Annotated in this window: 23 protein-coding genes; 9 read left to right on the top strand and 14 right to left on the bottom strand. The window is 73.4% G+C overall.

What is annotated here, in order from left to right; translation table 11 throughout:
* Positions 1-75: 75 nt before the first annotated feature.
* Positions 76-885 carry a DsbA family protein gene (locus AC07EG_RS35665; RefSeq protein ID WP_478257673.1) on the bottom strand — a complete coding sequence of 270 codons (810 nt, stop codon included), beginning with the start codon at positions 883-885 and terminating at the stop codon, positions 76-78.
* Between the two features lie 86 nt (positions 886-971).
* Here AC07EG_RS35665 and AC07EG_RS35670 point away from each other — a divergent pair, with 86 nt between their 5' ends.
* On the top strand, positions 972-1811 hold the full coding sequence (locus tag AC07EG_RS35670; RefSeq protein ID WP_478257674.1) for a glutamate ABC transporter substrate-binding protein: 840 nt from the start codon (positions 972-974) through the stop codon (positions 1809-1811).
* Entirely contained in the window at positions 1808-4171 is a 2364-nt protein-coding gene (gene hrpB, locus AC07EG_RS35675) for an ATP-dependent helicase HrpB (RefSeq protein WP_478257675.1), read from the top strand. Before AC07EG_RS35670 ends, hrpB begins: the two co-directional genes overlap by 4 nt.
* Here hrpB and AC07EG_RS35680 read toward each other — a convergent pair.
* On the bottom strand, positions 4168-4971 hold the full coding sequence (locus AC07EG_RS35680) for an ion transporter (protein ID WP_478257676.1): 804 nt from the start codon (positions 4969-4971) through the stop codon (positions 4168-4170). The two genes, hrpB and AC07EG_RS35680, sit on opposite strands and share 4 nt — an antisense overlap.
* Before the next feature lie 139 nt (positions 4972-5110).
* Here AC07EG_RS35680 and AC07EG_RS35685 point away from each other — a divergent pair, with 139 nt between their 5' ends.
* The 3 genes from AC07EG_RS35685 to AC07EG_RS35695 are packed head-to-tail and all read left to right on the top strand — an operon-like array spanning position 5111 to position 7319.
* Complete coding sequence (locus AC07EG_RS35685; protein ID WP_478257677.1) at positions 5111-6022, top strand: ABC transporter ATP-binding protein; 912 nt, start codon at positions 5111-5113, stop codon at positions 6020-6022.
* Entirely contained in the window at positions 6019-6573 is a 555-nt protein-coding gene (locus AC07EG_RS35690) for a phosphatase PAP2 family protein (protein WP_478257678.1), read from the top strand. The genes AC07EG_RS35685 and AC07EG_RS35690 overlap by 4 nt, the downstream gene beginning before the upstream one ends.
* On the top strand, positions 6570-7319 hold the full coding sequence (locus tag AC07EG_RS35695; RefSeq protein ID WP_478257679.1) for an ABC transporter permease: 750 nt from the start codon (positions 6570-6572) through the stop codon (positions 7317-7319). Before AC07EG_RS35690 ends, AC07EG_RS35695 begins: the two co-directional genes overlap by 4 nt.
* Here AC07EG_RS35695 and AC07EG_RS35700 read toward each other — a convergent pair.
* Positions 7316-7870, bottom strand: coding sequence for a TetR/AcrR family transcriptional regulator (locus AC07EG_RS35700; protein WP_478257680.1), 555 nt, complete (start codon positions 7868-7870; stop codon positions 7316-7318). The two genes, AC07EG_RS35695 and AC07EG_RS35700, sit on opposite strands and share 4 nt — an antisense overlap.
* 57 nt (positions 7871-7927) lie before the next feature.
* Between AC07EG_RS35700 and AC07EG_RS35705 the strand changes: the two genes are divergently transcribed.
* Positions 7928-9052 carry an FAD-dependent monooxygenase gene (locus AC07EG_RS35705; RefSeq protein WP_478257681.1) on the top strand — a complete coding sequence of 375 codons (1125 nt, stop codon included), beginning with the start codon at positions 7928-7930 and terminating at the stop codon, positions 9050-9052.
* On the opposite strand, the gene AC07EG_RS35710 is transcribed toward AC07EG_RS35705, so the two are convergent.
* From AC07EG_RS35710 to AC07EG_RS35720, 3 genes are all read right to left on the bottom strand, one after another.
* Entirely contained in the window at positions 9025-9678 is a 654-nt protein-coding gene (locus tag AC07EG_RS35710) for a response regulator (protein WP_478257682.1), read from the bottom strand. The genes AC07EG_RS35705 and AC07EG_RS35710 overlap by 28 nt on opposite strands.
* Complete coding sequence (locus tag AC07EG_RS35715) at positions 9675-11243, bottom strand: sensor histidine kinase (protein WP_478257683.1); 1569 nt, start codon at positions 11241-11243, stop codon at positions 9675-9677. Before AC07EG_RS35715 ends, AC07EG_RS35710 begins: the two co-directional genes overlap by 4 nt.
* 326 nt (positions 11244-11569) lie before the next feature.
* Entirely contained in the window at positions 11570-12283 is a 714-nt protein-coding gene (locus tag AC07EG_RS35720; RefSeq protein WP_478257684.1) for a dienelactone hydrolase family protein, read from the bottom strand.
* Positions 12284-12310: 27 nt separating this feature from the next.
* Between AC07EG_RS35720 and AC07EG_RS35725 the strand changes: the two genes are divergently transcribed.
* Positions 12311-12523: a hypothetical protein gene (locus tag AC07EG_RS35725; RefSeq protein ID WP_478257685.1), complete on the top strand. Its 213-nt coding sequence runs from the start codon at positions 12311-12313 to the stop codon at positions 12521-12523.
* Positions 12520-13290, top strand: coding sequence for a hypothetical protein (locus AC07EG_RS35730; RefSeq protein ID WP_478257686.1), 771 nt, complete (start codon positions 12520-12522; stop codon positions 13288-13290). Before AC07EG_RS35725 ends, AC07EG_RS35730 begins: the two co-directional genes overlap by 4 nt.
* 7 nt (positions 13291-13297) lie before the next feature.
* Here the strand turns inward: AC07EG_RS35730 and hutI are convergent, their stop codons facing one another.
* The 5 genes from hutI to hutH are packed head-to-tail and all read right to left on the bottom strand — an operon-like array spanning position 13298 to position 20115.
* Complete coding sequence (gene hutI / locus AC07EG_RS35735; protein WP_478257687.1) at positions 13298-14446, bottom strand: imidazolonepropionase; 1149 nt, start codon at positions 14444-14446, stop codon at positions 13298-13300.
* Positions 14431-15738, bottom strand: a complete 1308-nt coding sequence (locus tag AC07EG_RS35740; RefSeq protein WP_478257688.1) for a formimidoylglutamate deiminase — start codon at positions 15736-15738, stop codon at positions 14431-14433. Before AC07EG_RS35740 ends, hutI begins: the two co-directional genes overlap by 16 nt.
* Positions 15735-16931 carry an allantoate amidohydrolase gene (locus AC07EG_RS35745; protein WP_478257689.1) on the bottom strand — a complete coding sequence of 399 codons (1197 nt, stop codon included), beginning with the start codon at positions 16929-16931 and terminating at the stop codon, positions 15735-15737. Before AC07EG_RS35745 ends, AC07EG_RS35740 begins: the two co-directional genes overlap by 4 nt.
* A complete protein-coding gene (gene hutU, locus AC07EG_RS35750; RefSeq protein WP_478257690.1) occupies positions 16928-18580 on the bottom strand; it encodes a urocanate hydratase in 1653 nt (550 codons plus the stop codon). Before hutU ends, AC07EG_RS35745 begins: the two co-directional genes overlap by 4 nt.
* Positions 18577-20115, bottom strand: a complete 1539-nt coding sequence (hutH, locus tag AC07EG_RS35755; protein ID WP_478257691.1) for a histidine ammonia-lyase — start codon at positions 20113-20115, stop codon at positions 18577-18579. The genes hutU and hutH overlap by 4 nt, the downstream gene beginning before the upstream one ends.
* An 86-nt stretch (positions 20116-20201) precedes the next feature.
* On the opposite strand from hutH, the gene AC07EG_RS35760 reads away from it, so the two are divergent.
* On the top strand, positions 20202-20978 hold the full coding sequence (locus AC07EG_RS35760) for an IclR family transcriptional regulator (protein ID WP_478257692.1): 777 nt from the start codon (positions 20202-20204) through the stop codon (positions 20976-20978).
* A 3-nt stretch (positions 20979-20981) separates the two neighbouring features.
* Here the strand turns inward: AC07EG_RS35760 and AC07EG_RS35765 are convergent, their stop codons facing one another.
* The 3 genes from AC07EG_RS35765 to AC07EG_RS35775 form a co-directional block, all read right to left on the bottom strand.
* Positions 20982-21191: a hypothetical protein gene (locus AC07EG_RS35765; RefSeq protein ID WP_478257693.1), complete on the bottom strand. Its 210-nt coding sequence runs from the start codon at positions 21189-21191 to the stop codon at positions 20982-20984.
* A gap of 61 nt (positions 21192-21252) precedes the next feature.
* Complete coding sequence (locus AC07EG_RS35770; RefSeq protein WP_478257694.1) at positions 21253-23757, bottom strand: FtsX-like permease family protein; 2505 nt, start codon at positions 23755-23757, stop codon at positions 21253-21255.
* Positions 23757-24509 carry an ABC transporter ATP-binding protein gene (locus AC07EG_RS35775; protein WP_478257695.1) on the bottom strand — a complete coding sequence of 251 codons (753 nt, stop codon included), beginning with the start codon at positions 24507-24509 and terminating at the stop codon, positions 23757-23759. The genes AC07EG_RS35770 and AC07EG_RS35775 overlap by 1 nt, the downstream gene beginning before the upstream one ends.
* Positions 24510-24556 lie beyond the last annotated feature (47 nt).

A 24556-nucleotide genomic window follows, 5' to 3' on the forward strand; every position in this document is an offset into this window, starting at 1 on the left:
AGCACGGAACGGTTCCCCACGAGCACTCCGCGCTCAGCCTAGACCAACCGGATCGCCCGACGGGGCGGAATCACCTCACGCGGCGGGTGCCCCGGAAACCAGCTTGGTCAGCCATTCCGGGTCGGTGGTGTCGACCGGCTTGCCGCCGGCCACGACGGTCGGCGTGCCGAAGCCCTTGTTGCCGTCCGGGAACTCCTGGTGCAACGCGGGGTCCTCGGTGACCCGCTTCAGTTCGGCGTCCAGTTGCTGGTGGTAGGTACCGCCCTCGACGCAGGCGGAGAAGGCCGGTGAGGCGATGCCGACGGCCTGCCCCAGCGCGGTGAGCTGCCCCTTGTCCCAGCCGCGCTTGCCCTCCTCCGGCTGCGCGGCGAACAGGCTGTCGTGGAACGGGGTGAACACCCCGGCGTCGGCCGCGCACAGGGCCGCGTTCGCCGAGTCCAGCGAGTAGCCCTCCGGGTCGCTCCGCGAGTTCAGCATCGGGACCATGTGCGTGCGCAGCACCAGCTTGCCCGCCGCCACCTGCTCCTCGAGCTGCCCGCCGAACCGCTGGTGGAACTGACCGCAGGCCGGGCAGAGGAAGTCGGCGTAGACGTCGAGCGTGGCGGTGGCCTCCGGCCTGCCGGAGACCACCACGAGGCCGTCCCGCCGCTCCGGCCACGCCGGGGCACCCTGCGCGACCGCCGCGATCGTCTGCCCCTCGGTCTTGTTCTTGTCGGACTGGTACCAGACGATGCCGCCGACCACGGCCGCCGCGACCAGCACCACGGCGACGACCACGCCGACGGTCCGCTTGTCCACGCCCCGCGCCGCGGGCGCCGGCTCGGCCGCCTGCTGCCGCTGCTGCTCCTGCCGCCGCTTGCGCGCGGTGCGCTCCGCTCCACCCACTTGCCCAGTTCCTTTCCAGCCCGTGTGCCCCGAGCCCTAGGCTAATCAGACGACCTGAGAAAGCCGTGAGGTCAGGAGGGACGCCGATGCGCGCCAGGCGGGCACTCGCCACGCTGGCCGCACTCGGCCTGACCATGATCAACACCGGCGCCTGCACCCCCACCGCCACCGACGCCGATTCGCTGGTCAAGCGCGCCGCCGCCCGCGGCCACCTGACCATCGGCACCCGCTTCGACCAGCCCGGCATCTCGCAGCGCACGCTCGACGGGCGGCTGGTCGGCTTCGACGTGGACGTGGCCACCTTCGTGGCGAAGGAGCTGGGCGTGGCCCCCGGCGACATCACCTGGCGGGAGACGGCGACCTCGTCCAGGGAGGCGGACCTGGCGTCGACCTCGGTGGACCTGGTGGTGGCCACCTACTCGATCACCGAGAAGCGCCGCCAGGCGGTGACCTTCGCCGGCCCGTACTTCTCCACCGGGCAGGACCTGCTGGTCCGCACGCAGACCACGGACATCACCGGGCCGGAGTCGCTGAACGGCAAGCGGCTGTGCTCGACCACGAACACCACCTCCGCCGAGCAGGTGCGCGACCGCTTCGCCCAGCGGGCCGAACTGGTCGAGTACCCGCGGTACCCCGAGTGCATCACCGCGCTGCTGTCCGGGCAGGTGGACGCGGTGACCACGGACGCGGTGATCCTGGCCGGGTACGCCGCGCAGCAACCCGAGCTGCTGCGGGTGGTCGGCAAGCAGTTCGTGCCGGAGCACTACGGCATCGGCCTGCGCAAGGGTGACACCGACGCGCAGCGGGCGGTCAACGACGCGATCCGCAAGATGATCGACACCGGCGAGTGGACGCGGTCGTTCCACGCCAACATCGGGCCGTCCGGTTACCCGCTGCCCACCCCGCCCCAGGTCACCGAGCGGTGACGGCCGAACTCCCGGTCACCGCCGTTCTCGGTGACCTCGGTGACGCACTGGCCGCCCACGGCACCGCCGTGCTGGTGGCCCCGCCGGGTACCGGCAAGACCACGCTGGTGCCGCCGTCGCTGGCCGAGCGCACCGGTGGCCGGGTGGTGGTGGCCGAACCGCGGCGGCTGGCCGCGCGGGCCGCGGCCGCCCGGATGGCGTCGCTGCTCGGCGAGCCGGTCGGGGAGACGGTCGGGTACTCGGTGCGCGGTGATCGCCGGGTGTCGGAGCGCACCCGGATCGAGGTGGTCACCTCGGGCCTGCTGGTGCGCCGCCTCCAGCACGACCCGGAACTGCCGGGGGTGTCGACCGTGCTGCTGGACGAGTGCCACGAACGCCACCTCGACGCCGACCTGCTGCTCGCGCTGCTGCTGGACGTCCGCGCCGGGCTGCGTGACGACCTGCGCCTGCTCGCCACGTCGGCCACCGTCGCCGCCGACCGCCTGGCCACGCTGCTCGGCGGGCCGGTGCTCACCGCGCACGCCAGGACGTTCCCCGTCGAGCACCACTACGAACCGCCGTCGCGCAACGAGCGCGTCGAAGCCCTCGTCGCCCGGACCATCCACAAGGCACTGTCCGAAGCGGACGGCGACGTGCTGGCCTTCCTGCCCGGGGCGGCCGAGATCGCACGGGTGTCGAAGCTGCTCTCCGGGGTCGACGTGTTCCCGCTGCACGGCCGCCTCTCCACCGCCCAGCAGGACGCCGCGTTGCGCCGGGGTGACCGCCGCCGGGTGGTGCTGGCCACGGCGGTCGCGGAATCGAGCCTGACCGTGCCGGGCGTGCGGATCGTGGTCGACTCCGGCCTGGCCAGGGTGCCGCGGGTGGACCACCGCCGCGGCCTGCCCGGGCTGGCGACCGTGCGGGTGTCGGCCGCGGTCGCCGAGCAGCGGGCCGGTCGCGCCGGGCGTGAGGCGCCGGGACGCGTGTACCGCTGCTGGGCCCGGCACGAGCAGGCGTCGCTGCCCGCGTATCCGGAACCGGAGATCCGCACCGCCGAACTGGCCCGGCTCGCCCTCGAACTGGCCTGCTGGTCCACCCCGGACGGCAGCGGCCTGACCTGGTGGGACCCGCCGGGCGCGGGGGCGCTCGCCGCCGGGCAGGCGGTGCTGCGGGCACTCGGCGCCACCGAGGAGTCCGGCGAGGTCACCGAACGCGGGCGCCGGATGGCCGCGCTCGGCCTGCACCCCCGGCTGGCCAGGGCGTTGCTGGACGGGGCGCGGGAGGTCGGCGCGCGCTCGGCGGCCGAGGTGGTCGCCCTGCTGGACAACGGGGCCGCGCTGACCGACGTGGACGCCGAACTGCGCCGCCTGCGGGACACCGGTGACCAGCGCTGGCGCCGCGAAGCGCAACGGCTGGCGAAGCTGGTCGACGGCGGCCGGGAGCAGCCGGACTCCGCGCTGGTCGTCGCGCTCGCCCACCCCGAACGCCTGGCGCGGCGGCGAGCCGCCGGATCGCCGGTCTACCTGATGGCCGGCGGCACCGCCGCCGAACTCGCCCCCGGCAGCGGGCTCACCGACGCCGAGTGGCTGGCGATCGGCGAAGCGACCAGGGACCCCGGGCGCACCAACGGCACCGTCCGGCTCGCCGCCCGCGCCGACGCCGAACTGGCCGAGACCGCGGGGGCGCACCTGCTCACCGAAGCCGACGAGGTGCGCTGGGCCGACGGCGAACTGCTCGCCCGCCGGGTCCGCCGGCTCGGCGCGATCGTGCTCGGCGAACGGCCGCTGCGCGACCCCGATCCGGCGCTGGTGGCGGCCGCCGTGCTGGACGGGCTGCGGCGGGAGGGGCTCGGCCTGCTCAAGTGGTCCGAGGACGCCACCCGGTTGCGGCAGCGGCTGGCCTTCCTGCACCGGGCCGTCGGCACGCCGTGGCCGGACCCCACCGACGGAGCCATCCTGTCCAATGTGGACCTTTCGAAGGTGCGGAAGCGCGCCGACCTGGCCAAGGTCGACGCCGGTACCGCGCTGCGAGCGCTGCTGCCGTGGCCGGAAGCCGCCAAGCTGGACGAACTGGCGCCGGACCGGCTCGAAGTGCCGTCCGGTTCGAAGATCCGCGTCGACTACCGCGACGAACCGGTGCTCGCGGTCAAGCTGCAGGAAACCTTCGGCTGGCGGGAGACGCCGGAACTGGCCGGGGTACCGGTGGTGCTGCACCTGCTCTCCCCCGCCGGGCGCCCGGCAGCCGTGACCGCCGACCTGGAATCGTTCTGGCGCAACGGTTACCCCGCCGTGCGAGCCGAACTGCGCGGACGCTACCCGCGGCACCCCTGGCCGGAGGACCCGATGACCGCGGCACCGACCCGGCGGGTCAAACCGCGTTAGAGCCGCTCGTGCAGTCCCTGCGGTGGCGCGGGTAGCTCCTTCGCCAGTTCCTCGTCGTCGCCGCCCTCTTCGTGCAGGCCCATCTGCACCGCCCGCCGGATCTGCTCGCGGTTCTCCCGGACCACGTGCGCGAAGAAGTCGTCGATGCGCGGATCGGTGAGCACTTCGAGGGTGACCCGCATGACCGTGTCCACCACCGTGCGCACGATCTCGTCGTGGAACGGCAGCTTCGAGAACCGGCCGGCCTGCGGGTCCTGCTTCATCTTCTCGGTGACGATCTGCCGCAGCAGTTCCCGGTTGTCGCCGAGCGAGCGGGCCAGGTTCTGCGGGTAGTTCCCGGTTTCCAGCACCTTGACCACCTCGTCCAGCACGGCGATGGTGATCGGTTTCTTGATCGCCAGCACGATCGGCCGCGACAGCCGTTCCACCAGGCGCTGGGTGAACTTCTCGCCGAACGCGCGGTCGGCGGTCCGCGCCAGCCGCACCAGCACCACGACGATCCGCAGCAGCCGGAACCCGCGCAGCGCCGGGTGCGCGACCGGGATCATGCCCAGCACCTCGTACCAGTTGCGCAGCGGGAACCAGCGCTCCCAGCCCGCCCGGCGCCACCGCCAGAGGAATTCGAGCAGGAACACCCCGCAGATGCAGGTGTCGATCACGAAGACGGTGTGCGCGGTCCGGGCCGAATGCGGCCAGAACATCACGTAGACCAGCAAGCCGACCGAGGTGATCGCCAGCACGAGCATGACCAGGTCCACCGGGGCGACCCGGCTCCGCCGGGTGGGGCCGCTTGCCGTCATGGCCGCATTCTGCCCGCCCCGGCGCCGCACCGCCGCACGAACCCTGCCGAAAGTAAGGGGTGGTCCCTGCCCTGCGACCACTGCCCCGGACCCGGTCGTCCGGCGAAGCTCGGTGTCCGCCAAGGGAACTGGAGGGCAGATGATCACGCTTCGCGGTCTGACGAAGCGCTACGGCGAGAAGACCGTTGTGGACGACCTGAGCTTCGACGTCGGGGCGGGCCGGGTGACCGGCTTCCTCGGCCCGAACGGGGCCGGCAAGTCCACCACCATGCGCATGGTGCTGGGCCTCGACCACCCGAGCGGGGGGCGGGCGCTGGTGAACGGGAAGGCGTACCGGGAACTGCGGTACCCGCTGCGCGAGGTCGGCGCGCTGCTCGACGCCAAGGCGCTGCACCCCGGCCGGACGGCGCGGTGGCACCTGCTGGCGATGGCCCGCAGCAACGCCATCCCGGACCGGCGGGTGGCCGAGGTGCTGGCCACCGTCGGGCTGAGCGAGGTGGCGGACAAGCGGGCGGGCACCTTCTCGCTGGGCATGGGCCAGCGGCTGGGCATCGCCGGTGCGTTGCTCGGCGACCCGGGGGTGCTGGTGTTCGACGAGCCGGTGAACGGCCTCGACCCGGACGGGGTGCGCTGGGTCCGCCAGCTGATGCGCTCGCTGGCCGAGGAGGGGCGCACGGTTTTCGTCTCCAGCCACCTGATGAGCGAGATGCAGCTGACCGCGCACGAACTGGTGGTGATCGGCAGGGGGAAGCTGCTGGCGAACGCCCCGGTGGGCGAGTTCATCGCGGGCAACTCCCACACCGCCGTGCTGGTGCGCGTGCCGCGGCCCGCCGACCGGCAGCGGCTGACCGCGCGCCTGCACGCCCTTGGCTTGTCCACTGAGGACAGTGATGGCGAACTGGTGGTGCCCGGCGCTTCCGTGCAACGGGTCGGCGAGGTGGCGCACGAACTCGGGGTGCTGCTGCACGGGCTGGCCGAACGCACCGCTTCGCTGGAGCAGGCGTACATGGAGCTGACCGCGAACTCGGTCGAGTACGGGGTGCAGGCATGAGCCGGGAACTCTACGACCTGATCACCGGATTGGCCGCGGACTCCCCGTGGCTGGTCCAGCTGCTGTTCGAACTCGGCACGAACGGGGCCATCCTCGCCCTGATGGCGCTCGCGGCACTGCTGCTCTGGCGGGCCAGGACGGACGCCTTCGTGGTGGTGTCGGTGCTGCTCACCGCCGGGGCCACGGCCATCGCCTACCTGCTCAGCGAACTGCTGAAGTCGCTGGTCGCCCAGGACCGCCCGTGCCGGGGATCGACGGTGACGCTGGAAGCGTGCCCGTCGATCGGTGACTGGTCGTTCCCCAGCAACCACACCGTCATCGCCGCCGCGATCGCCACCGGCCTGCTCACGCTGTGGCGGCGGCACCCGGCCACCGCCGGGCTCGCGCTGCTGCTCGGCGCCTTCGCCGGGTTCTCCCGGGTTTTCGTCGGGGTGCACTACCCGCACGACGTGCTCGCCGGATTCGCGCTCGGCGCGGTCGTCGCGCTCGCCGTCGTGCTGCCGTTCCGCGCGCTCGCCACCGAGCGCCTGCTTTCGAGGAGTCGACGATGAACGCCGCCGTCCACGCCGAATGGACGAAGTTCCACTCGGTGCGCTCGACCTGGTGGAGCGTCACCACCACCGCGTTGCTGATGATCGGGTACGCCGGGCTGGCCGCGTTGTCGACGCGGCTCGGCGGTGACGAGGACCTGTCCGCGCAGGGCGCGGTCATCGGCGGCACCTTCTACCTCGGCCAGTTCGCCGTGGTCACGCTGGCCACCCTGGTCATCACCAGCGAGTACGCCACCGGGTCGATCCGGTCCACCCTGCAGTGGGTGCCGCGCCGCGGTGGGGTGCTGCTGGCCAAGGCGGCGGTGCTGGCGCCGGTCTCGTTCGTGCTCGGGCTGCTGAGCGCGGGCCTCGGGGTGGCGATCGCGATTCCGCTGATCGGGGACGCCGGCGTATCGACCTCGGCCGGTGGCGCGATCCAGACGGTGCTGGCCACCGGGGTCTACTTCGCCCTGCTGAGCCTGTTCTGCCTCGGCGCCGGTACGGCGCTGCGCAGCACCGCGGGCACCATCACGGTGGTCACGCTGATCCTGCTGATGGTCCCGATCCTGCTCGGCGGGCTCGGGCTGGAGTTCCTGATGCACCTCTTCCCCGGTATCGCCGGGACCAACGCGATGACCAGCGGGGGGAGCCCGGTCATCGGCACGCCCACGCCGTACCCGTCCTGGCTGGGGCTGCCCATCTGCGCGCTCTGGTCGGCGGGCGCGCTGTTCGTCGGCCACACCCTGCTGCGCAAGCGGGACGCCTAACCCAGGATCGAGCGCAGCACCTCCTCGCTCGACCGCTCCAGTTCGGCGAGGGTCGGCGGGTGGGCGGCGCCGGTGCCGGCCAGCGAGTCGAACATGACGCCCTCGCACCACGCCATCACCAGGCGCGCGTGCCGCTCCGGATCGGGGGAGCCGAGGGCGGTCATGCTCGCCTCGAGCTGGGTCCGGTAGGCCGCCCCGATCCGGTCGTAGATCTCCCGCAACACCGGCCGCCGCGTGGCTTCGAGCGCGAATTCGTACCGCGCGAGCGTGCGCGTGCGGCCGGTGGTGATCGACGCGTGCAGGAAGGCCGCCGTGAGCTTCGCCACCGACTCGGGGGCCTGGACCTCGGGCAGCTCACCGTCGTCCAGCTCGGCCATCCGGGTGAGCGCGAGTTCCAGCAGCGCCTCCCGGGTGCGCGCGTAGTACGAGGTGGAACCGGCGGGCAGCGCCGCCGCGGTGTCCACCGCGCGGTGGGTCAGGCCCCGCATGCCCTGCTCGGCCAGCACCTCGATCGCGGCGTCCCCGAGCACCGCCAGCCGTCCGGCCGTCATCACCACTCCCTCTATAGGTGTAGAGTCCCGGTCACTACAGACGTAGAGGAGTAGACCATGCGAGGCTCCGCGGTGGTGGTCGGCGGCGGGATCGGCGGGCTCTCCGCCGCGATCGGCCTGCACCAGGCGGGCTGGCGGGTGCGCGTGCTCGAACGCGCCCCGGAGTTCACCGCCGTCGGCGCCGGGATCAGCCTCTGGCCGAACGCCCTGCGCGGGCTGGCCGAACTCGGCGTCGACCTCGGGCCGCTGCGGGCACCGCAGACCTCGGGCGGCCTGCTCGACCAGCACGGCCGGTGGCTGACGCACTGGGACGCGCCGGTGTTCGAGCGCACCCTCGGCAGCCCGCTGGCCGGCATCCACCGCGCCCGGCTGCTCGACCGGCTGCTCGCCGCGCTCCCGGACGACTGCCTGGCAGCGGGCACCACCGTCACCTCGGCCGCCGACCTGGACGCGGACCTGGTGGTGGCCGCGGACGGCATCGGCAGCCGCCTCCGCGCCGAACTGCACCCCGGCCACCCCGCTCCCGCCTACAGCGGGACCACCGCCTTCCGCGGGGTCACCGCGCACACCGACGACGTCCAGCTCGGCGTCACCCTGGGCCCCGGCGTCGAACTGGGCGTCGTGCCGCTGGCCGGTGGCCAGGTGTACTGGTACGCCGCGGTGAGCGCCCCGGAAGGCACCGCCGTGGCCGAGCCGAAGGCGTACCTGCTCGACCGGTTCACCGGCTGGCGCTCGAAGGTGCCGGAGCTGGTCGAGCGCACCGAACACGTGCTGCACCACGACATCCACTGGCTGGCCACACCGCTGCCGACCTACGTCGGCGGCAACGTGGCGCTGCTCGGTGACGCCGCCCACGCCATGACGCCGTTCCTCGGCCAGGGCGGCTGCCAGTCCATCGAGGACGCCGTCGTGCTGGCCGCGGCCGCCGCGCGGTACGACGACGTGGCATCCGTGCTCGCGCACTACGACCGGGAGCGACGGCCACGCAGCCAGCGCATCGCCCGCAACTCGGCGAAGACGGGCCGGTTCGGGCAGCAGCTGGAGCACCCGCTCGCGGTGCGGGCGCGCAACGCGCTGATCGGCCTGCTGCCTGCCGGGCTGAGCGTGCGCGGCACGATCAGGATGTGCGACTGGACCCCGCCGCGCATCGCGGCTCAGTCGCCGACCAGCCCCGCCTCGTAGGCCACGATCGCCGCCTGCACCCGGTTCTTCGCGCCCAACCGGCTCAGGATCGTGCTCACGTACGCCTTGACGGTGCCCTCCACCACGAACAGCCGCTTCGCGATGTCCGCATTGGACAGCCCGGCGCCGACCAGCGCCAGCACCTCCCGCTCCCGCTCGGTCAGCGGCGCGAGCTGCTCGCGGGCGGCGGCGGCGCGGGTCAGCCGTTCCCCGGAGAGCTGGGCGATCACCCGGTGCGCCACCTTCGGCGAGAGGAACGCCGCACCGTCGGCCACCGCCCGCACCCCGGCCACCAGCTCACGCGGATCACCGGACTTCAGCAGGAACCCGCCGGCCCCGGCGGCCAGCGCCCGGCCGATGTACTCGTCCTCGGAGAACGTGGTCAGCATGATCACCGCGGTGTCCGGGGTGAGCCGGCGGATCTCCTCGGCGGCGGACAGCCCGTCCAGGTTCGGCATCCGGATGTCCAGCAGCGCCACGTCGGGCCGCACCTCGCGCACCCGGTCGACCGCCTCCCGGCCGTCGGCGGCCTCGGCCACCACCTCGATCCGCTCGTCCGAAGCCAGGATCGCGGCCACCCCGGCCCGGATCATCGGCTCGTCGTCGGCCACCAGCACCCTGATCAATTCTGCCCCTCCGCGTCCACGATCAACTCCCGTCCGACCAGCCTGCCGCCGTCGAAGCACAGCCGGTACGCGTGGTCGCTGAACTCCAGCAGGCTCTCGTCGGTGCTGTAGTACTCGCACACCGCCCCCGCCGGGATCGGCGGCTCCGGCAGCTTCGCCCGGTACTGCTTCTGCCGCGACGGCAGCACCGGCTCCAGGTCGGCGCGCTCCTGCCCCGGTTCCAGCTGCCAGAAGGCGGTGGCGTCGAGCTTCGAGGTGAACCAGTCGTGGGTGTAGAAGACCGCGCTCAGGCCGCTGAACACCGCCAGCAGCGACACCGGCACGCCGAGCCCGACCAGCAGCGTGCGGTTCGCCCGGCGGCGGCCCAGGTCCAACGCCTGCGCGGCGCCGGAGCGCTCGGCTTCGGTCGCCGTGCTCTCGGTCATCGGCGCGGCGTCGTGCGGCAACCGGGCCCGCACCTCGAACCCGGACGGGCCGGAACCGGCTTCGAGCGTGCCACCGACCAGCCGCACGCGTTCCCGCAGGCCGGTCAGCCCGCGGCGGCCACCCGGCCGTCCCGGCAACGGCCCGGCGGGCGGTGGGTCGTTGCGCACCACCACCAGCGTCTCACCGTCGTGGTGGCGGACGCGGACCTCGGCGGCGGCTCCCGGTGCGTGCTTGGCCACGTTCGTCAGCGCCTCCTGCACCACGCGGTAGGCGGCGCGGTCGACCATCGGCGGCACGTCCCCGGCTTCGGCCAGGTCGGCGTCGATCTGCAGGCCGGACGCCCTAGCCCTGGTCACCAGCGCGCCGATGTCCTCCCCCACGGGTTCCATCGGCGCGGTGGCGTCCTCCCGCAGCATGCCGATGATCTCGTGCAGCCGTTCGGTGGCCACCCCCGCGCTCCGCCGCAGTTCACCCACCTCGTCCCGCCGCTGCTCCGGCAGGTCGGCGGCCACCTCCAGGGCACCGGCCCGCAAGGCGAGCAGGCTCAGCTCGTGGCCGAGCGAATCGTGCATGTCGGCGGCGATCCGCGCGCGTTCCCGCAGCCGGGCCTCGTCGGCGACGATCCGCTGCTGCGCCTCCAGCTGCTCGGCGCGCTCCCAGCCGTTGCGCACCAGGTCCTCGCGCAGCCGGCAGTACCGGCCCATCTGCCAGGTGAAACCCGCGGCGCAGGCCATGGTGGCCACCATCGCGCCCCAGCCGGCCAGCACCTCGTCGCTGACCAGCAGCGCGACCGGCAGCCCGGCCAGCGCGACCCCGGCGAAGACCAGCATCGACGGCCGCACCCCGGTGACCCGCCGCCCGGCGGAGAAGCCGACCACCAGCATCAGCAGGATCGGCCACAACGGCACCCGGCCACCGAGGTTGAACTGCACCGTCACGCTCGACACACCGGCCACGGCCAGCGCCACCAGCGGGAACCGCCACGCCGTGGCCATCGCGGTGGTGATCGCCAGCAGCCCGCCGACCAGCTCGACCGGGACCTCGGCGTTGCGGGCCTCGTAGGTCACCAGCGCGCACAGCAACGCCCAGACGAGCACGTCGAGCAGCCGCCCCCACCTGCCGCGCTTCTCCTCGTGCACGCCGCGAACGGTACTGGCCGCCGTCGCGGCGGCAACACTGCCGAAAGTCAAGTCCTCCGGCGTTCGAGCACCGCGACCGCCTCGTCCGCACCGCCCCCGGCGCTGATCGGCCTGCCCGCTTCGGCGTACGGGATCGGCGGTGGGCGCGTTCGTCGGGAACAACGACACCAGCACCGACGGCACCCCGAGCTTCCCGGCGACGTGGTGCCCGGCGGTGACCGGGTGGTAGTCGAGGTCCCCGGCCAGGCCCGCGGAGCGCGCGGGCCGGCGCGGCGAACGGCTGCACGTCACCCTGCGACCCGTAGGTCAGCAGCAGCGCGGCCACCTCACGCGGTGGTGACGGCGGCGAAGTCGAGCACCTGCGGCCAGGACAGCGCGTACGCCTCGGCGTTGACCGGGTTGCCGTGCCGGGTGCGGTTGCTGAACCCGTGCTCCGCGCCCGGGTAGTGGTGGATGATGCTCGCGCCGGTCTCCCGCCCCTGCAACGCGGACTGCAGCTGGGTGAAGCGTTCCGGCGGCACCAGCGAGTCGGCGCCCGGGTAGAGCATCATCACCGGCGCGGTGATCCGCGTGCAGTGCTCGACCGCGTCCACGGTGTGGTTCGGCGGGGTCTCGCCGGGCACGGTCGGGTGGTAGGCGACGGCGTTGGCCAGGCGCCGGTCACGACCGGCCAGGATGAGCGCGAACCGGCCGCCGAGGCACCAGCCGATCACCCCGGCCTTCGAGCAGCCGAGGTCGCCGAGCAGGTGGTCGAGCAGCCGGGTCTGCTCGGCGAGCGCGGTTTCGTCGTCGAGTTCGGCGAGCAGTTCCTTGAGTCGTTCGAGCGGGGTGTCGTCGCTGCTGGGGCCGTGCCAGGGGTCCCAGGTCAGCGCGGTGAGGCCGCGCTGGGCGAGGTCGCGGGCGTACTCCCGGACCTGCTCGCCGATCCCGGTGATCATCGGGAGCAGCAGCATGCCGCTGCGGCTGCCCCCGGCCGGGCGGGCGAGGTGTGCCGACAGCGGGCCGACGGTGATGGTCGAAGTCTCGATCTCCGGTGCCATGACCCGACCGTAGGGCATGATGCGGGAATGGCAACGAAGCACAGCCTGGCCGATCAGCTCGGTGGCGCGCTGCCGTCCGGCATCGACGCCCTGTCCGATGAGGAGAAAGCCCTGCTCGGGGCCGCTTTCGCGCAGGCGAGGCGGCGGCAGTCGGCGGCGCTGGCCGTGGCGGCGGAAGAGGGCCTGCGGTACGTGCCCTCGCTGCTGCGGGGCGCCGTCCGGCGGGCGGTCGGCCTGTGACCGCCTTGGACAGCCGGGCCGAGGTGCTGAAACTGGCGCGGTTGCTGGACGCCGACGACGACCGCCTGTCCTTTTTGGAACGCGTGGACGCCCGCGAGCTGCGGCGGCTGCGTGAGCGGATGACCGACGTGCTGTTCGACGCCAACCTGCCGATGCTGCGCCGGATGGCGGCGGCGAGCAAACTGCTGCCCGGCGCGGTCACCGCGAAGATCGCCGAGCGCACGTACGGGCCGCTGCTGTGCGCGCGGATCGCCGGGGTGATGGAGGCCGAGCGCGCCATCGACGTGGCGAAACGGCTGAGCACGGCGTTCCTGGCCGACGTGGCGGTCGAACTCGACCCGCGGCGGTCGAGCGAGATCATCACCGGCATGCCGCGGTCGCGGGTGCTGGACGTGGCCGCGGAACTGGTGCACCGGGAGGACTGGATCACCATCGGCCGGTTCGTCGGGCACCTGCCGGACGCCACCGTCGAAGCCGCGCTCGAGGTGCTGCACGACGCCGCCCTGCTGCACACGGCGTTCGTCCTGGACGACAAGGCCCGCGTCGGCCAGGTGATCGCCCTGCTCCCGGAAGACCGCTTCGACGGCCTCGCCGCGGCCGCCGCCCGCCACGACCTGTGGGTGCCCACCTTCGACCTGCTGGCGCACATCGGCAACAGCGACCGCCAGCTCCTGGCGGGCGCCATCCGCCGCCTCCCCCCGGCCGACCACGCCAAGGCCCGGACCCGGGCCACCGCCATGGACGCCCTGCACCACCTGACCCCGTGACCCGCGCTCAGGCAGCCGGGCGCGTGGTCCGCGTGCCGGAGCGCCAGACCGACCAGGTCAGCGGAACACCGGGGCGATAGGCCAGGTGCGTCACCGACGGGGCGTCCAGGACGTGCAAGTCGGCACGGGCCCCTTCGCGGATGTAGCCGACGTCGTCCCGGCGCAGGGCACGGGCACCACCGGCGGTGGCGGCCCAGACGGCTTCGTCGATCGACAGGCCCATCTGCAACACCGCCGTCGTCACGCAGAAGGCCATCGAAGTGGTGTACGAGCTGCCCGGGTTCGCGTTGCTGGCCAATGCGATGGTGGCCCCGGCGTCGAGCAGCCGTCGCGCCGGGGCGAGCGGTTGCCGGGTGGACAGGTCGCAGGCGGGCAGCAGGGTCGCCACCGTCGAGGACCCGGCCAGCATGTCCACATCGGACGAAGACAGGTACGTGCAGTGGTCCACGCTCGCGGCCCCGTGCGAGACCGCGAGCCGCACCCCCGGGCCCTCCCCCAGCTGGTTGCCGTGCACGCGCAACCCGAGCCCGGCTCCGGCGGCCGCGGTGAGCACCCGCCCGGTCTGCTCCTCGTCGAACGCCCCGGTCTCGCAGAACACGTCCGCCCAGCGCACGTGCGGCGCCACCGCCGCCAGCATCGGCCCGCACACCAGGTCCACATAGGACTCGGCAGCCATGCCCGGCGGAACCAGGTGCGCGCCGAGGAAGGTGACCTCGTCGGCGACGGCCCCGGCGATCTTCGCCGAGCGCTCTTCGTCGGCGACGCTGAGGCCGTACCCGGTTTTGGTTTCCAGGCAGGTCGTGCCCTGCCGCGCCGCCTCGTCCGCCAGCCGCCTCAGGTTCGAGGCCAGCTGCTCGTCCGAGGCCGCGCGTGTCGCCTCGACGGTCACCGCGATCCCGCCCGCGCGGTAGGCCTTCCCCGCCATCCGCGCCTCGAACTCGGCGGTCCGGTCGCCGGCGAACACCAGGTGCGTGTGGCTGTCCACCCAGCCCGGCAGCACCGCCCGGCCGCCGACGTCGACCCGTGCGTCCGCCGCGGGCTCGCCCTGCCCCACCCAGGCGATCCGGTCACCGTCGACCACCACCGACGCGTCCCGCAGCTTCGCGCCGACGTTGGTGGTCAGCTCGGAAATGCCGGTGATCAGTGTGCTCGCCACAGCTCCTCCACCTCTCCGGCCAGTTCCGCCTGCGGCCGTTCGATCGACCGGTGCACCCGCTCCCGCACCACGAACCGCCCGGCCACCACCACGTCGGTGACGTCCGGTGCCGAGGCCGCGAACCACACGCCCTCCGGTTCGGCGCCCGCGGTGCGCACGGAACCCAGATCCACGGTGACGAAGTCGGCCGCCGCGCCCGGTGCCAGCCTGCCGCACTCCTCCCAGCCGATGGCGGCGTGCCCGGTGGCCGCGGCCAGCAGCTCCTCGACGGTGAACCGGCCGCGTGCCTCCGCCCGCAGCCGGTCGTTCAGCTCCAGCGCCCGGGTTTCCTCGAAGGCGTCGACCACGGCGTGGCTGTCGGTGCCGAGGCCCAGCCGCACACCCGCGTCGGCGAGTTCCCGCGCCGGTCCGATGCCGTCCCCGAGGTCGCGTTCCGTGGTCGGGCAGAAGCACGCGCCCGCCCGTGCCCGGCCGAGCTGCGCGATGTCCGCTTCGGTCAGGTGCGTGGCGTGCACGGCGACCGTGGACGGCCCGAGCGCACCGGCGTCGGCGAGCACCGCGGTCGGCGTCTTCCCGTGGTGCGCCAGGCAGTCGTCGTTCTCCGCCCGCTGCTCGGACAGGTGGACGTGCAACGGTTTCGAGTCCGCCCAGTCGACGACCACCGGCAACTGCTCGGCGGGCACCGCCCGCACCGAATGCACCGCCGCGCCCACCCGGACCAGCTCGCTCGACGGCCGGAACGCACCGGCACGCACCGCCCAGCCGTCGGCGTCGCCGTCGCTGAACCGCAGCTGGTGCTCCCCGAGGTCGACGCCGAAACCCCCGGCGAGGTAACAGGTGTCGAGCAGGGTCAACCGGATCCCGGCGTCCACGGCGGCGCGTTCGAGCGCCTGGCTCATCACGTTCGGGTCGTCGTAGGGCTTGCCACCCGGCGCGTGGTGCAGGTAGTGGAACTCCCCGACGCCGGTGAACCCGGCGAGCACCATTTCGGCGTACACACCGCGTGCCAGCCGGTAGTAGCCGTCCGGGTCCAGCCGCTCGGCCAGCGCGTACATCCGCTCGCGCCAGGTCCAGAACGTGCCGCGGTCGTGGTGCGTCCGCCCGCGCAACGCCCGGTGGAACGCGTGCGAATGCCCGTTCGCCATACCCGGCACGGTCAGCCCGCCGAGCACCGTCCCGGTGCGGGGGGCACCAGGGGTGACCGAATCGATCCGGCCACCGGAGACCGACAGCAGCACGCCTTCGGCCACCCCGTCCGGCAGCCACGCCCGTTCGCACCAGAACGCGGTCATCGGGACAGGTCCTCCAGCACCTCGGCGAGCGCCCGCGCACCGGCGTCCACGTCCGCCGCTTCGGCGAACTCCTCCGGGGAATGGCTGATACCGGTGGGATTGCGCACGTAGAGCATGCTCGACGGCACGTGGGGGGCCAGGATCGCGGCGTCGTGCCCGGCCCCGGTCGGCAGCTCCGGCACCCCGCCGAGCAGCCCGGACAGCCGGTCGCGCAGGCCGCCGTCGAAGGCGACCGTGTCCGAATAGGACTCCTTCGTCACGGTCACCGTGCAGCCCTCGGCCGCCGCGGCTTCGGCCGCCGCCCCGGCGATGTCCTCGACCAGCGCCTCCGTGCCGCCACCCGGCACCCGCGCGTCCAGCCAGAGGTCCACGGCGGACGCGATGACGTTCGTCCCGCCGGGGGTGGGCACCAGGCGCCCGACCGTGGCCCGCGCCGCCGGCACCGCGGCCGCGAGCCGGCGGACCGCGGCGACGGTGAGCGCCGCCGGGAGCATCGGGTCGCGGCGGTCGGACAGCAACGTGGCACCCGCGTGGTTCCCCTGGCCCCGGAAGGAGAACCGCCACCGGCCGTGCGCGAGCACCGTGCTGCCGACGGCCACCGGCGAGCCCAGGTCGATCAACCCGCGCCCCTGCTCCACGTGCAGTTCCAGGAACCGCCCGATCCGCGACAACGCCTCGGGGTCCGGCCCGAACCGCACGGGGTCGTACCCGGCGCGGGAGGCCGCGTCCGCGAGCGTGTTGCCGTCGGGGTCGCGCAGCGCCCGCGCCTCGTCCGGGTCGATCGAACCGGTGAGCAGCCGCGACCCGAGGCACGGCACCCCGAACCGGCCGCCCTCCTCCTCGGCGAACACCACCACCGCGAACGGCTTGCCCGGGGTGAACCCCTTGCGCTGCAGGATCCCGACGGCGTCGAGTGCGCTGACCACCCCCAGCGGGCCATCGAACGCGCCGCCGCCGGGAACCGAGTCGAGGTGGCTGCCGGTGACCGTGGCGTCCGGTCCCGGTGCGCCCCACCACGCCCAGAGGTTGCCGTTGCGATCGGTGTCCACGTCGAGCCCGAGCCACCCGGCCTCGGCGGTGAACCACTCGCGCAGCTCACCTTCGGCCGCGTCGAACACGTGCCGCGAATAACCACCGCGGGCCGGATCGCGGCCGACGTCGGCGATCCGGTCGAGCAGCCCGGACGCGGTCATTCGGTCTCCTTCATCGGCACCCGCACGCCGCGTTCACCCGCGACCTCGGCGGCCCGCTGGTACCCGGCGTCGACGTGCCGGATCACGCCCATGCCGGGGTCGTTGGTCAGCACCCGCTCGATCTTCTGCCCGGCCAGCTCGGTGCCGTCGGCCACGCAGACCTGCCCGGCGTGGATGGACCGGCCCATGCCGACCCCGCCGCCGTGGTGCAGGGACACCCAGCTGGCGCCGGACGCGGTGTTGACCATGGCGTTGAGCAGCGGCCAGTCGGCGATCGCGTCGGAGCCGTCGGCCATGCCCTCGGTTTCGCGGTACGGCGAGGCGACGCTGCCGGAATCGAGGTGGTCGCGGCCGATCACCACCGGCGCTTTCAGCTCCCCGCTGGCGACCATCTCGTTGAACCGCACCCCGGCCAGGTGCCGTTCGCCGTAGCCGAGCCAGCAGATGCGGGCCGGCAGCCCCTGGAAGGCAACGCGCTCCCCGGCCAGCCGGATCCAGCGCGCCAGGGATTCGTTCTCCGGGAACAGTTCCAGCATGGCGCGGTCGGTGGCGGCGATGTCCCCGGGGTCACCGGAGAGCGCGGCCCAGCGGAACGGGCCCTGGCCCTCGCAGAACAACGGCCGGATGTACGCGGGCACAAACCCGGGGAAGTCGAAGGCGCGTTCGCAGCCGCCGAGCTTCGCCTCACCGCGCAACGAGTTGCCGTAGTCGAAGACCTCCGCACCCGCGTCGAGGAAACCCAGCATGGCGTCGACGTGTTCGGCCATGGAATCACGGGAGCGGTCGGTGAACTCGTCGGGTTTCTTGGCCGCGTAGTCGGACCAGTCGTCCAGCGAGACCCCCTTCGGCAGGTACGCCAGCGGGTCGTGCGCGGAGGTCTGGTCGGTGACGATGTCCACCTCGACACCGCGGCGCAGCAGTTCCGGCAGCACCTCGGCGGCGTTGCCGATCACCCCGACGGACAACGCGCGCCGGTCCTCCTTCGCCGCGGTGACCCGCCGGACCGCGTCGTCGAGGTCGTCGGCGACCTCGTCCAGGTACCGGGTTTCCACCCGGCGGCGCGCGCGTTCGGGATCGCATTCGACGACCAGCGCGACGCCGTCGTTCATGGTCACCGCGAGCGGTTGCGCGCCGCCCATGCCCCCGAGGCCGGCGGTCACCGTCAGCGTGCCCTTGAGCGAACCGCCGAACCGCTTCTTCGCCACCGCCGCGAAGGTTTCGTAGGTGCCCTGGAGAATGCCCTGCGTGCCGATGTAGATCCACGACCCGGCGGTCATCTGGCCGTACATGGTCAGCCCGAGCTGCTCCAGCCGGCGGAACTCCGGCCAGGTGGCCCAGTCGCCGACCAGGTTCGAGTTCGCGATCAGCACCCGCGGCGCCCACTCGTGCGTGCGGAACACCCCGACCGGCTTGCCCGACTGCACCAGCAGCGTCTCGTCGGCGTCCAAAGTGGTCAGTCCACGGGTGATGGCGGCGAAACTGGCCCAGTCGCGGGCGGCCTTGCCGGTGCCGCCGTAGACGACCAGGTCCTCCGGCCGCTCGGCCACCTCGGGGTCGAGGTTGTTGTGGAACATCCGCAACGCGGCTTCGCTCTGCCAGTTCTTCGCGGTCAGCGTGGTGCCGCGGGCGGCGCGCACGGTCCGGCTCATCCGGTCTCCTCCAGGTTCGCGGCTACGACCTCGGCGAAGGCACCCGAGGCGATGAGTTCTTCGGTGGCGGCGATCTCCGGCGCCAGGTGCCGGTCCGGGCCCGGCCCCGGCACCCGGGTGCGCAGCAGGTCGCGGACGGCGGCGGTGACCGGCGCCGGTTCCAGCGGCGCGCGGAGGTCCAGCGCACGGGCCGCGGTGAGCAGTTCGACGGCCAGCACGGTCCGCAGCCCGTCGACCGCCCGGCGCAGCTTGCGGGCCGCGCTCCAGCCCATCGAAACGTGGTCCTCCTGCATGGCGCTGCTCGGAATGGAGTCCACCGACGACGGCACGGCCAGCCGCTTCAGCTCGCTGACCACGGCCGCCTGGGTGTACTGGGCGATCATGTGCCCGGAGTCCACGCCGGGGTCGTGCGCGAGGAAGGCGGGCAGGCCGTGCGACCGGGCCACGTCGAGCATCCGGTCGGTGCGGCGTTCGGCGACGCTGGCCAGGTCGGCCACCGGGATGGCCAGGAAGTCCAGCACGTAGGCGACCGGCGCGCCGTGGAAGTTGCCGTTCGACTCGACCCGGCCGTCCGGCAGCACCACCGGGTTGTCCACCGCCGCCGCCAGTTCCCGGTCGGCGACCAGCTCGACGTGGGTGAGCGTGTCCCGCGCGGCGCCGTGCACCTGCGGCGCGCACCGCAGTGAATAGGCGTCCTGCACCCGGGTGCACTCCGGCCCGCGGTGGCTGGCGACGATGCCGGACCCGGCGAGCGCCGCGTGGATGCGGCTCGCCGAAACGGCCTGGCCGGGGTGCGGGCGCAACGCCTGGAGGTCGGCGGCGAACGGGCGGTCGGTGCCGAGCAGGGCTTCCACGCTCATCGCCGCGGTGATGTCGGCGAGGTCGAACAGCGCACGCAGGTCGGCGCAGGCCAGCAGCAGCATGCCGAGCATGCCGTCGGTGCCGTTGGTCAGCGCCAGCCCCTCCTTCTCGGCCAGCACCACCGGTTCGATCCCGGACCGCGCAAGCGCTTGCGCCGCCGGGACCACCCGGCCTTCGTGCACCACGTCGCCCTCGCCCATCAGCGCCAGCGCGACCGCGGCGAGCGGCGCCAGGTCACCGGAGCAGCCGAGCGAGCCGTACTCCGGCACCACCGGGGTGATGCCGGCGTTGAGCAGCCGCGCCAGGGTGTCGGCGGTGACCGGCCGGACGCCGGTGTACCCGCTGGCCAGCGTGCGCAGGCGCAGCAGCATCAACGCCCGCACGACCTCGGTCTCCACCGGCTGCCCGGCGCCGGCCGCGTGCGACCGGATCAGCGAGCGCTGCAGGTTGACCCGGCTGTCCACCGGGATGTGCCGCACGGCGAGCGCCCCGAAGCCGGTGGACACGCCGTAGGTGGGTTCGGTGGCTCCGGCCAGCGCGTCGATGTGCTGGCGGGTGGTAAGGAGGTGCTTGCGCGCGGACTCGGTCAGTTCGACCGCCGCCCGGTCGCGGGCGACGGCGACGACCTGCTCCGCCCGCAGCGGGTCCGCTCCCAGGGATACCAGTTCCGGCATGCCTGCCATTGGACCCCGGCGCGGACGCGGGCAAAATCGGTGATCGAGTGGTTCCGTCTGGGATCTCAGACAGTGGGAGGTGACCCGTGGGCACCAGTTCCGACGTCCCCGCGCTCCGGCGCGGCCTCGGCATCCTGCGTGCGCTGGCCGAGCGGCCCGGCCCGGTGTCGGCCGGGGCGATCGCCCGCGACCTCGGCCTGCCCCGGTCCACGACCTATCACCTGCTGGCCGAGTTGGTGGCCGCCGGTTTTGTCACGCACCTGCCCGACGAACGCCGGTACGGGCTCGGCATCACGGCCTTCGAACTCGGGTCCGCCTACCTGCGCCACGACCCGCTCGAACGGCTCGCCGCGCCGCTGCTGCGCAAGCTCGTCGACCGCGTCGAGCACAACGCCCACCTCGGCATCCTGCACGGCGGGGAGGCGCTGTACCTGATCAAGGAGCGGCCCGCCCGCCCGGAAACCCTGGTCACCGACGTGGGGGTGCGCCTGCCCGCGCAGCTCACCGCCAGCGGGCGCGCGATGCTCGCGCACCTGCCTGCCGCGCACGTGCGGGCGTTGTTCCCGTCCGCCGCGTCCTTCGTGCGGCGCACCGACCGCGGCCCGCGCACCCTCGCCGAACTCCGCGCCACGCTCAACGCCGAGCGCAGGCGGGGGTGGGCGGTCGAAGACGGCCACGTCACGCCCGGGTTCGCGTCGGTGGCGCACCCGGTGTTCGACCACGGCCACCGGCCGCTCGCCGCGATCAGCGTGACCTTCCGGCACCCCTGCGACACCCCGGCCTGCGCTCAGGACTGGCCGGGGCTCGCCGAGGAGGTCCGCCGCACCGCCGCCGAACTGACCTCCCGGATCGGCGGTGCGTGAACCTCAGCCGTGCCGCCTGCCCGCCTCGACCGGAATGCCGAGCATCGCGAGCAGTTCCGCGCATTCCCGCGCGTCCGAGGAGTGCTGCGCGACGGTGCGCGCGGCCCTGCCTTCCTGAACGTCGCGGTGGATCCTCTCCTCCGCCTTGACCCCGGCCAGGTAGCCGGTGTCGGCCGCCGGGTCGGTAGTGCTGCCATGCCTTGCCCAGGTCATCTGGCACCTTCTTCCGGCCACGCTCGATCGCGTGTCCCCCATCAGCATGACATGAGGCAGATCACGCCGGGACAGCGGCTTCGACCGGCTGGGCCCGCAGCGCGAACCAAGCGGGTACCAGGGTGGCGAGCAGCGCCAGTGCCGCCGACCCGCCGACGACCGCCAGCAGCACGCCGATCGGCCCGGCGGGGACCGGTGTGTCGCTGATGACGAGGCTGAACGGGACCAGCGAGGTCAGCGACAGGAAACCGCCCAGCACGATCCCGGCGACGGCGACCAGCGTCGCCTCCACCGCGGCCATCCGGAGCACCTGCCCGCGCGTCGAGCCGACCAGTCGCTGCAACGCGAACTCGCGCCGCCGCGCGGCCGTGGCCAGCACCAGGGTGTTGACCACGGAAATCACCGTGTACCCGACCAGCATCGCCACCAGCAGGTAGTTCACCCAGGCACCGATGTCCTGCCGTTCGGCGTGGACCGCGGTGACCGCCGCCCGGTCGGCGACCGCCAGCCCCGGCACCCGCTCGGCCAGCCCGGCCAGCACCGGCGCGAGGTCCGCCCCCGGTTCGGCCTTCACCAGGATCTGCGGCACGGTGGCCGCGTCGGTGTGCGGCACGAGCAGGCTCGCGGGTACCAGGCCGAGCTCGTAGCCGGGACGGCCGCCGAGCAGCCCGGCGATCCGCACCTCGGTGGTGGCCCCGTCACCGAGCCGCAGCGTGACGGTGTCGCCGACGCCCTTGCCCAGCGCCCCGGCGAAGGCACCCGGCAGCGCGACGGTGTTGCCGCGCAGGTCGGCGGCGCTGCCCGCGGTGAACGGCGTGGCCATCGTGTGCGGCACGCCCTCGGCGGTGACGCCCTGGAGCGGCAGCCCCTCTTCGTCCTGCCAGCCGTCGTCGTAGTCGGTGACGAAACCGGCACTGGTGACCAGCGCGGACGCCCCGGCCACGCCCGGCAGCCCGGCGACCTCGTCGACCAGTTCCGGGTCGAACCCGCCGGTCGAGGACGCCAGCACGGCGTCGGCCCGCAGGTTCTCGCTGAACGCGCGTTCCGCGGCGGCGCTCTGCGTGGTCTGGAGGTAGATCATCGCCAGCGCCATGCCGCTGGCCAGCATGATCGGGGTGATCGCGGCGGCCATGCCGATCCGGCGGTTCCCGGCGTTGAGCAGGGCGAGCCGTCCGCTGAGCCCGGTCGCCGCCCGCAGCGGCCAGCGCAGCACGGCGATGGCGATCCGCGCGATGCCCGGTCCGAGCAGGGCCAGCCCGAACGCCCACAGCATCACCGTCGGCCCGGCGGTGCTCGCCGCCACCGGCCCGGTCATCACGGTGAAGGTGACGATCACCAGCGCCGTTCCACCGCCGAGGCAGAGCAGCGCGAGGATCAGCCGTGGCGCGCTCAGCCAGCGACGCGGCACGGCGGATTCGGCCAGCGCCTCGGCCGGCCTGGCCCGAGCCGCCCGCCGACCGGCGACGAAGGCCGCGCCGAACGCGGTCAGCAACGCCGCCCCGGCCGCGCTCACCATCGGGATCCAGCCTTGGTGGTAAGCCATCTGCTCGACGACCACGCCGTGCCCGGCGAGCTGGTCGAACAGCACCCGCCCGAGCAGCAGGCCGGGGAAGTGGGCCAGCGCGGTGGCGAGCACCCCGACCACCATCGTCTCGCCGAGCACCATCCGGCGCAGCTGCCGCGGGGTGGTGCCGATCGCCCGCAGCAACGCCAGTTCCCGCGCCCGCTGCTGCACCGACAACCCCAGCGTGGAGGCCACCACGAACACCGAAACCGTGATGGCCATGCCGCCGAACACCCCGGCGAGCGCGATCAGCCCGGTTCCGCCGGCGGCCGCGTCCGGGAACTCCGCGAGCCCGCGCTCGTCCCCGGTCAGGGTGACCGCCGGCCTGCCGCTGATCGCTTTGTCGACCTGGACCCGCAGCGCTTCGGCATCCACCCCCGGTGCGGTGAGCACGGCGATCGCGTCGACCACGTCCGGCTTGCCCAGCAGGCGACCGGCTTCGGCGTCGGTGAAGAAGGCGGACGGCGCCGCCGTCGTGCCGGTGACGGTGAACCGCTCGACCTCGCCGCGCACGGCCAGTTCGACGGTCTCCCCGACCTGACGACCGGGCAGCACGACCTCCCCCGCCCGCGCCGGGGCGACCCCCGTCAGCAGCGCGTTCCCGGCGAGCTCCGCGGAACTCCAGCCGTGGCCGTCGAAGGTCCGGCCGTTCTCGTGCACGTCGAAGGTGACGTCCGGCAACGCGCGTTCGACGCCCCGGATCTGCTCGATCTGCGCCACCAGCCCGGCGTCGAGCCGGACCCGCTCGGCCAGCACGCCGTTGTCCGGGTCCTCCACGTCCTCGTCCGGCGCGACCGGTTGCTCCGGCAGGTCGAACTCCTGGTTGCCGGCGACGACGATCGGTGCCGCGGCGAACCGCTCCGGCGGCACCGCGGTCCGGATGCCGGTCTCCATCAGCCCACCGCAGGCGAGCACGATCGCGGCCCCGAAGAACAACGCGATGAACGAGGCGGCGAACCCGCCCTTCCGGAAGCGCAGCATGCGCGTGGCGATGCGGAACATCAGGCACGCACCCCGGCCGCGGCGAACGCACCGAGGTGGGTCATCCGCTCGGCGACCAGCTCGGCCGTCGGGTGGACCAGCTCGTCGGCGACCCGGCCGTCGGCCAGGAAGATCACCCGATCGGCGTGCGAGGCGGCGACCGGGTCGTGGGTGACCATGACGATCGTCTGCCCGGCGAACCGCACGGACTCACGCAGCAGGCCCAGCACCTCCAGCGAGGTCTGGGTGTCCAGCGCACCGGTCGGCTCGTCGCCGAAGAGCACCGCGGGCCTGCTGACCAGCGCGCGGGCGATCGCCACCCGCTGCTGCTGGCCACCGGACAGCTCACCCGGCAGGTGCTTGCGGCGGTCGCCGAGCCCGACGCGCTCGATGATCTCCCCGACCGCCCGGCGGTCCGGCTTCTTCCCGGCCAGCCGCAGCGGCAGCGTCACGTTCTCCAGCACGTTGAGCGCGGGCAGCAGGTTGAACGCCTGGAAGACGAAGCCGACGCTTTCGCGGCGCAGCCGGGTCAGGGCCACCTCGTTCATGCCACCCAGTTCGTGCCCGTCCAGCACCACCGAGCCCGACGTCGGCCGGTCGAGCCCGGCCGCGCAGTGCAGGAAGGTGCTCTTGCCCGAGCCCGACGGCCCCATCACCGCGGTGAAGCTGCCCCGGGCGAACCCGATCGTCACCCCGTCCAGCGCGACGACGCGGTTGCGCTCGCCGCCGTAGGTCTTGACCACCGAGGTCAGGCGGACCACTTCCTGGTTCATCTCTGTCGGCTCCCTCGCTCCGAAGTGCTGCGCTGAGCATGTCGAGC

It is taken from the genome of Amycolatopsis sp. NPDC045836 (assembly GCF_056431745.1).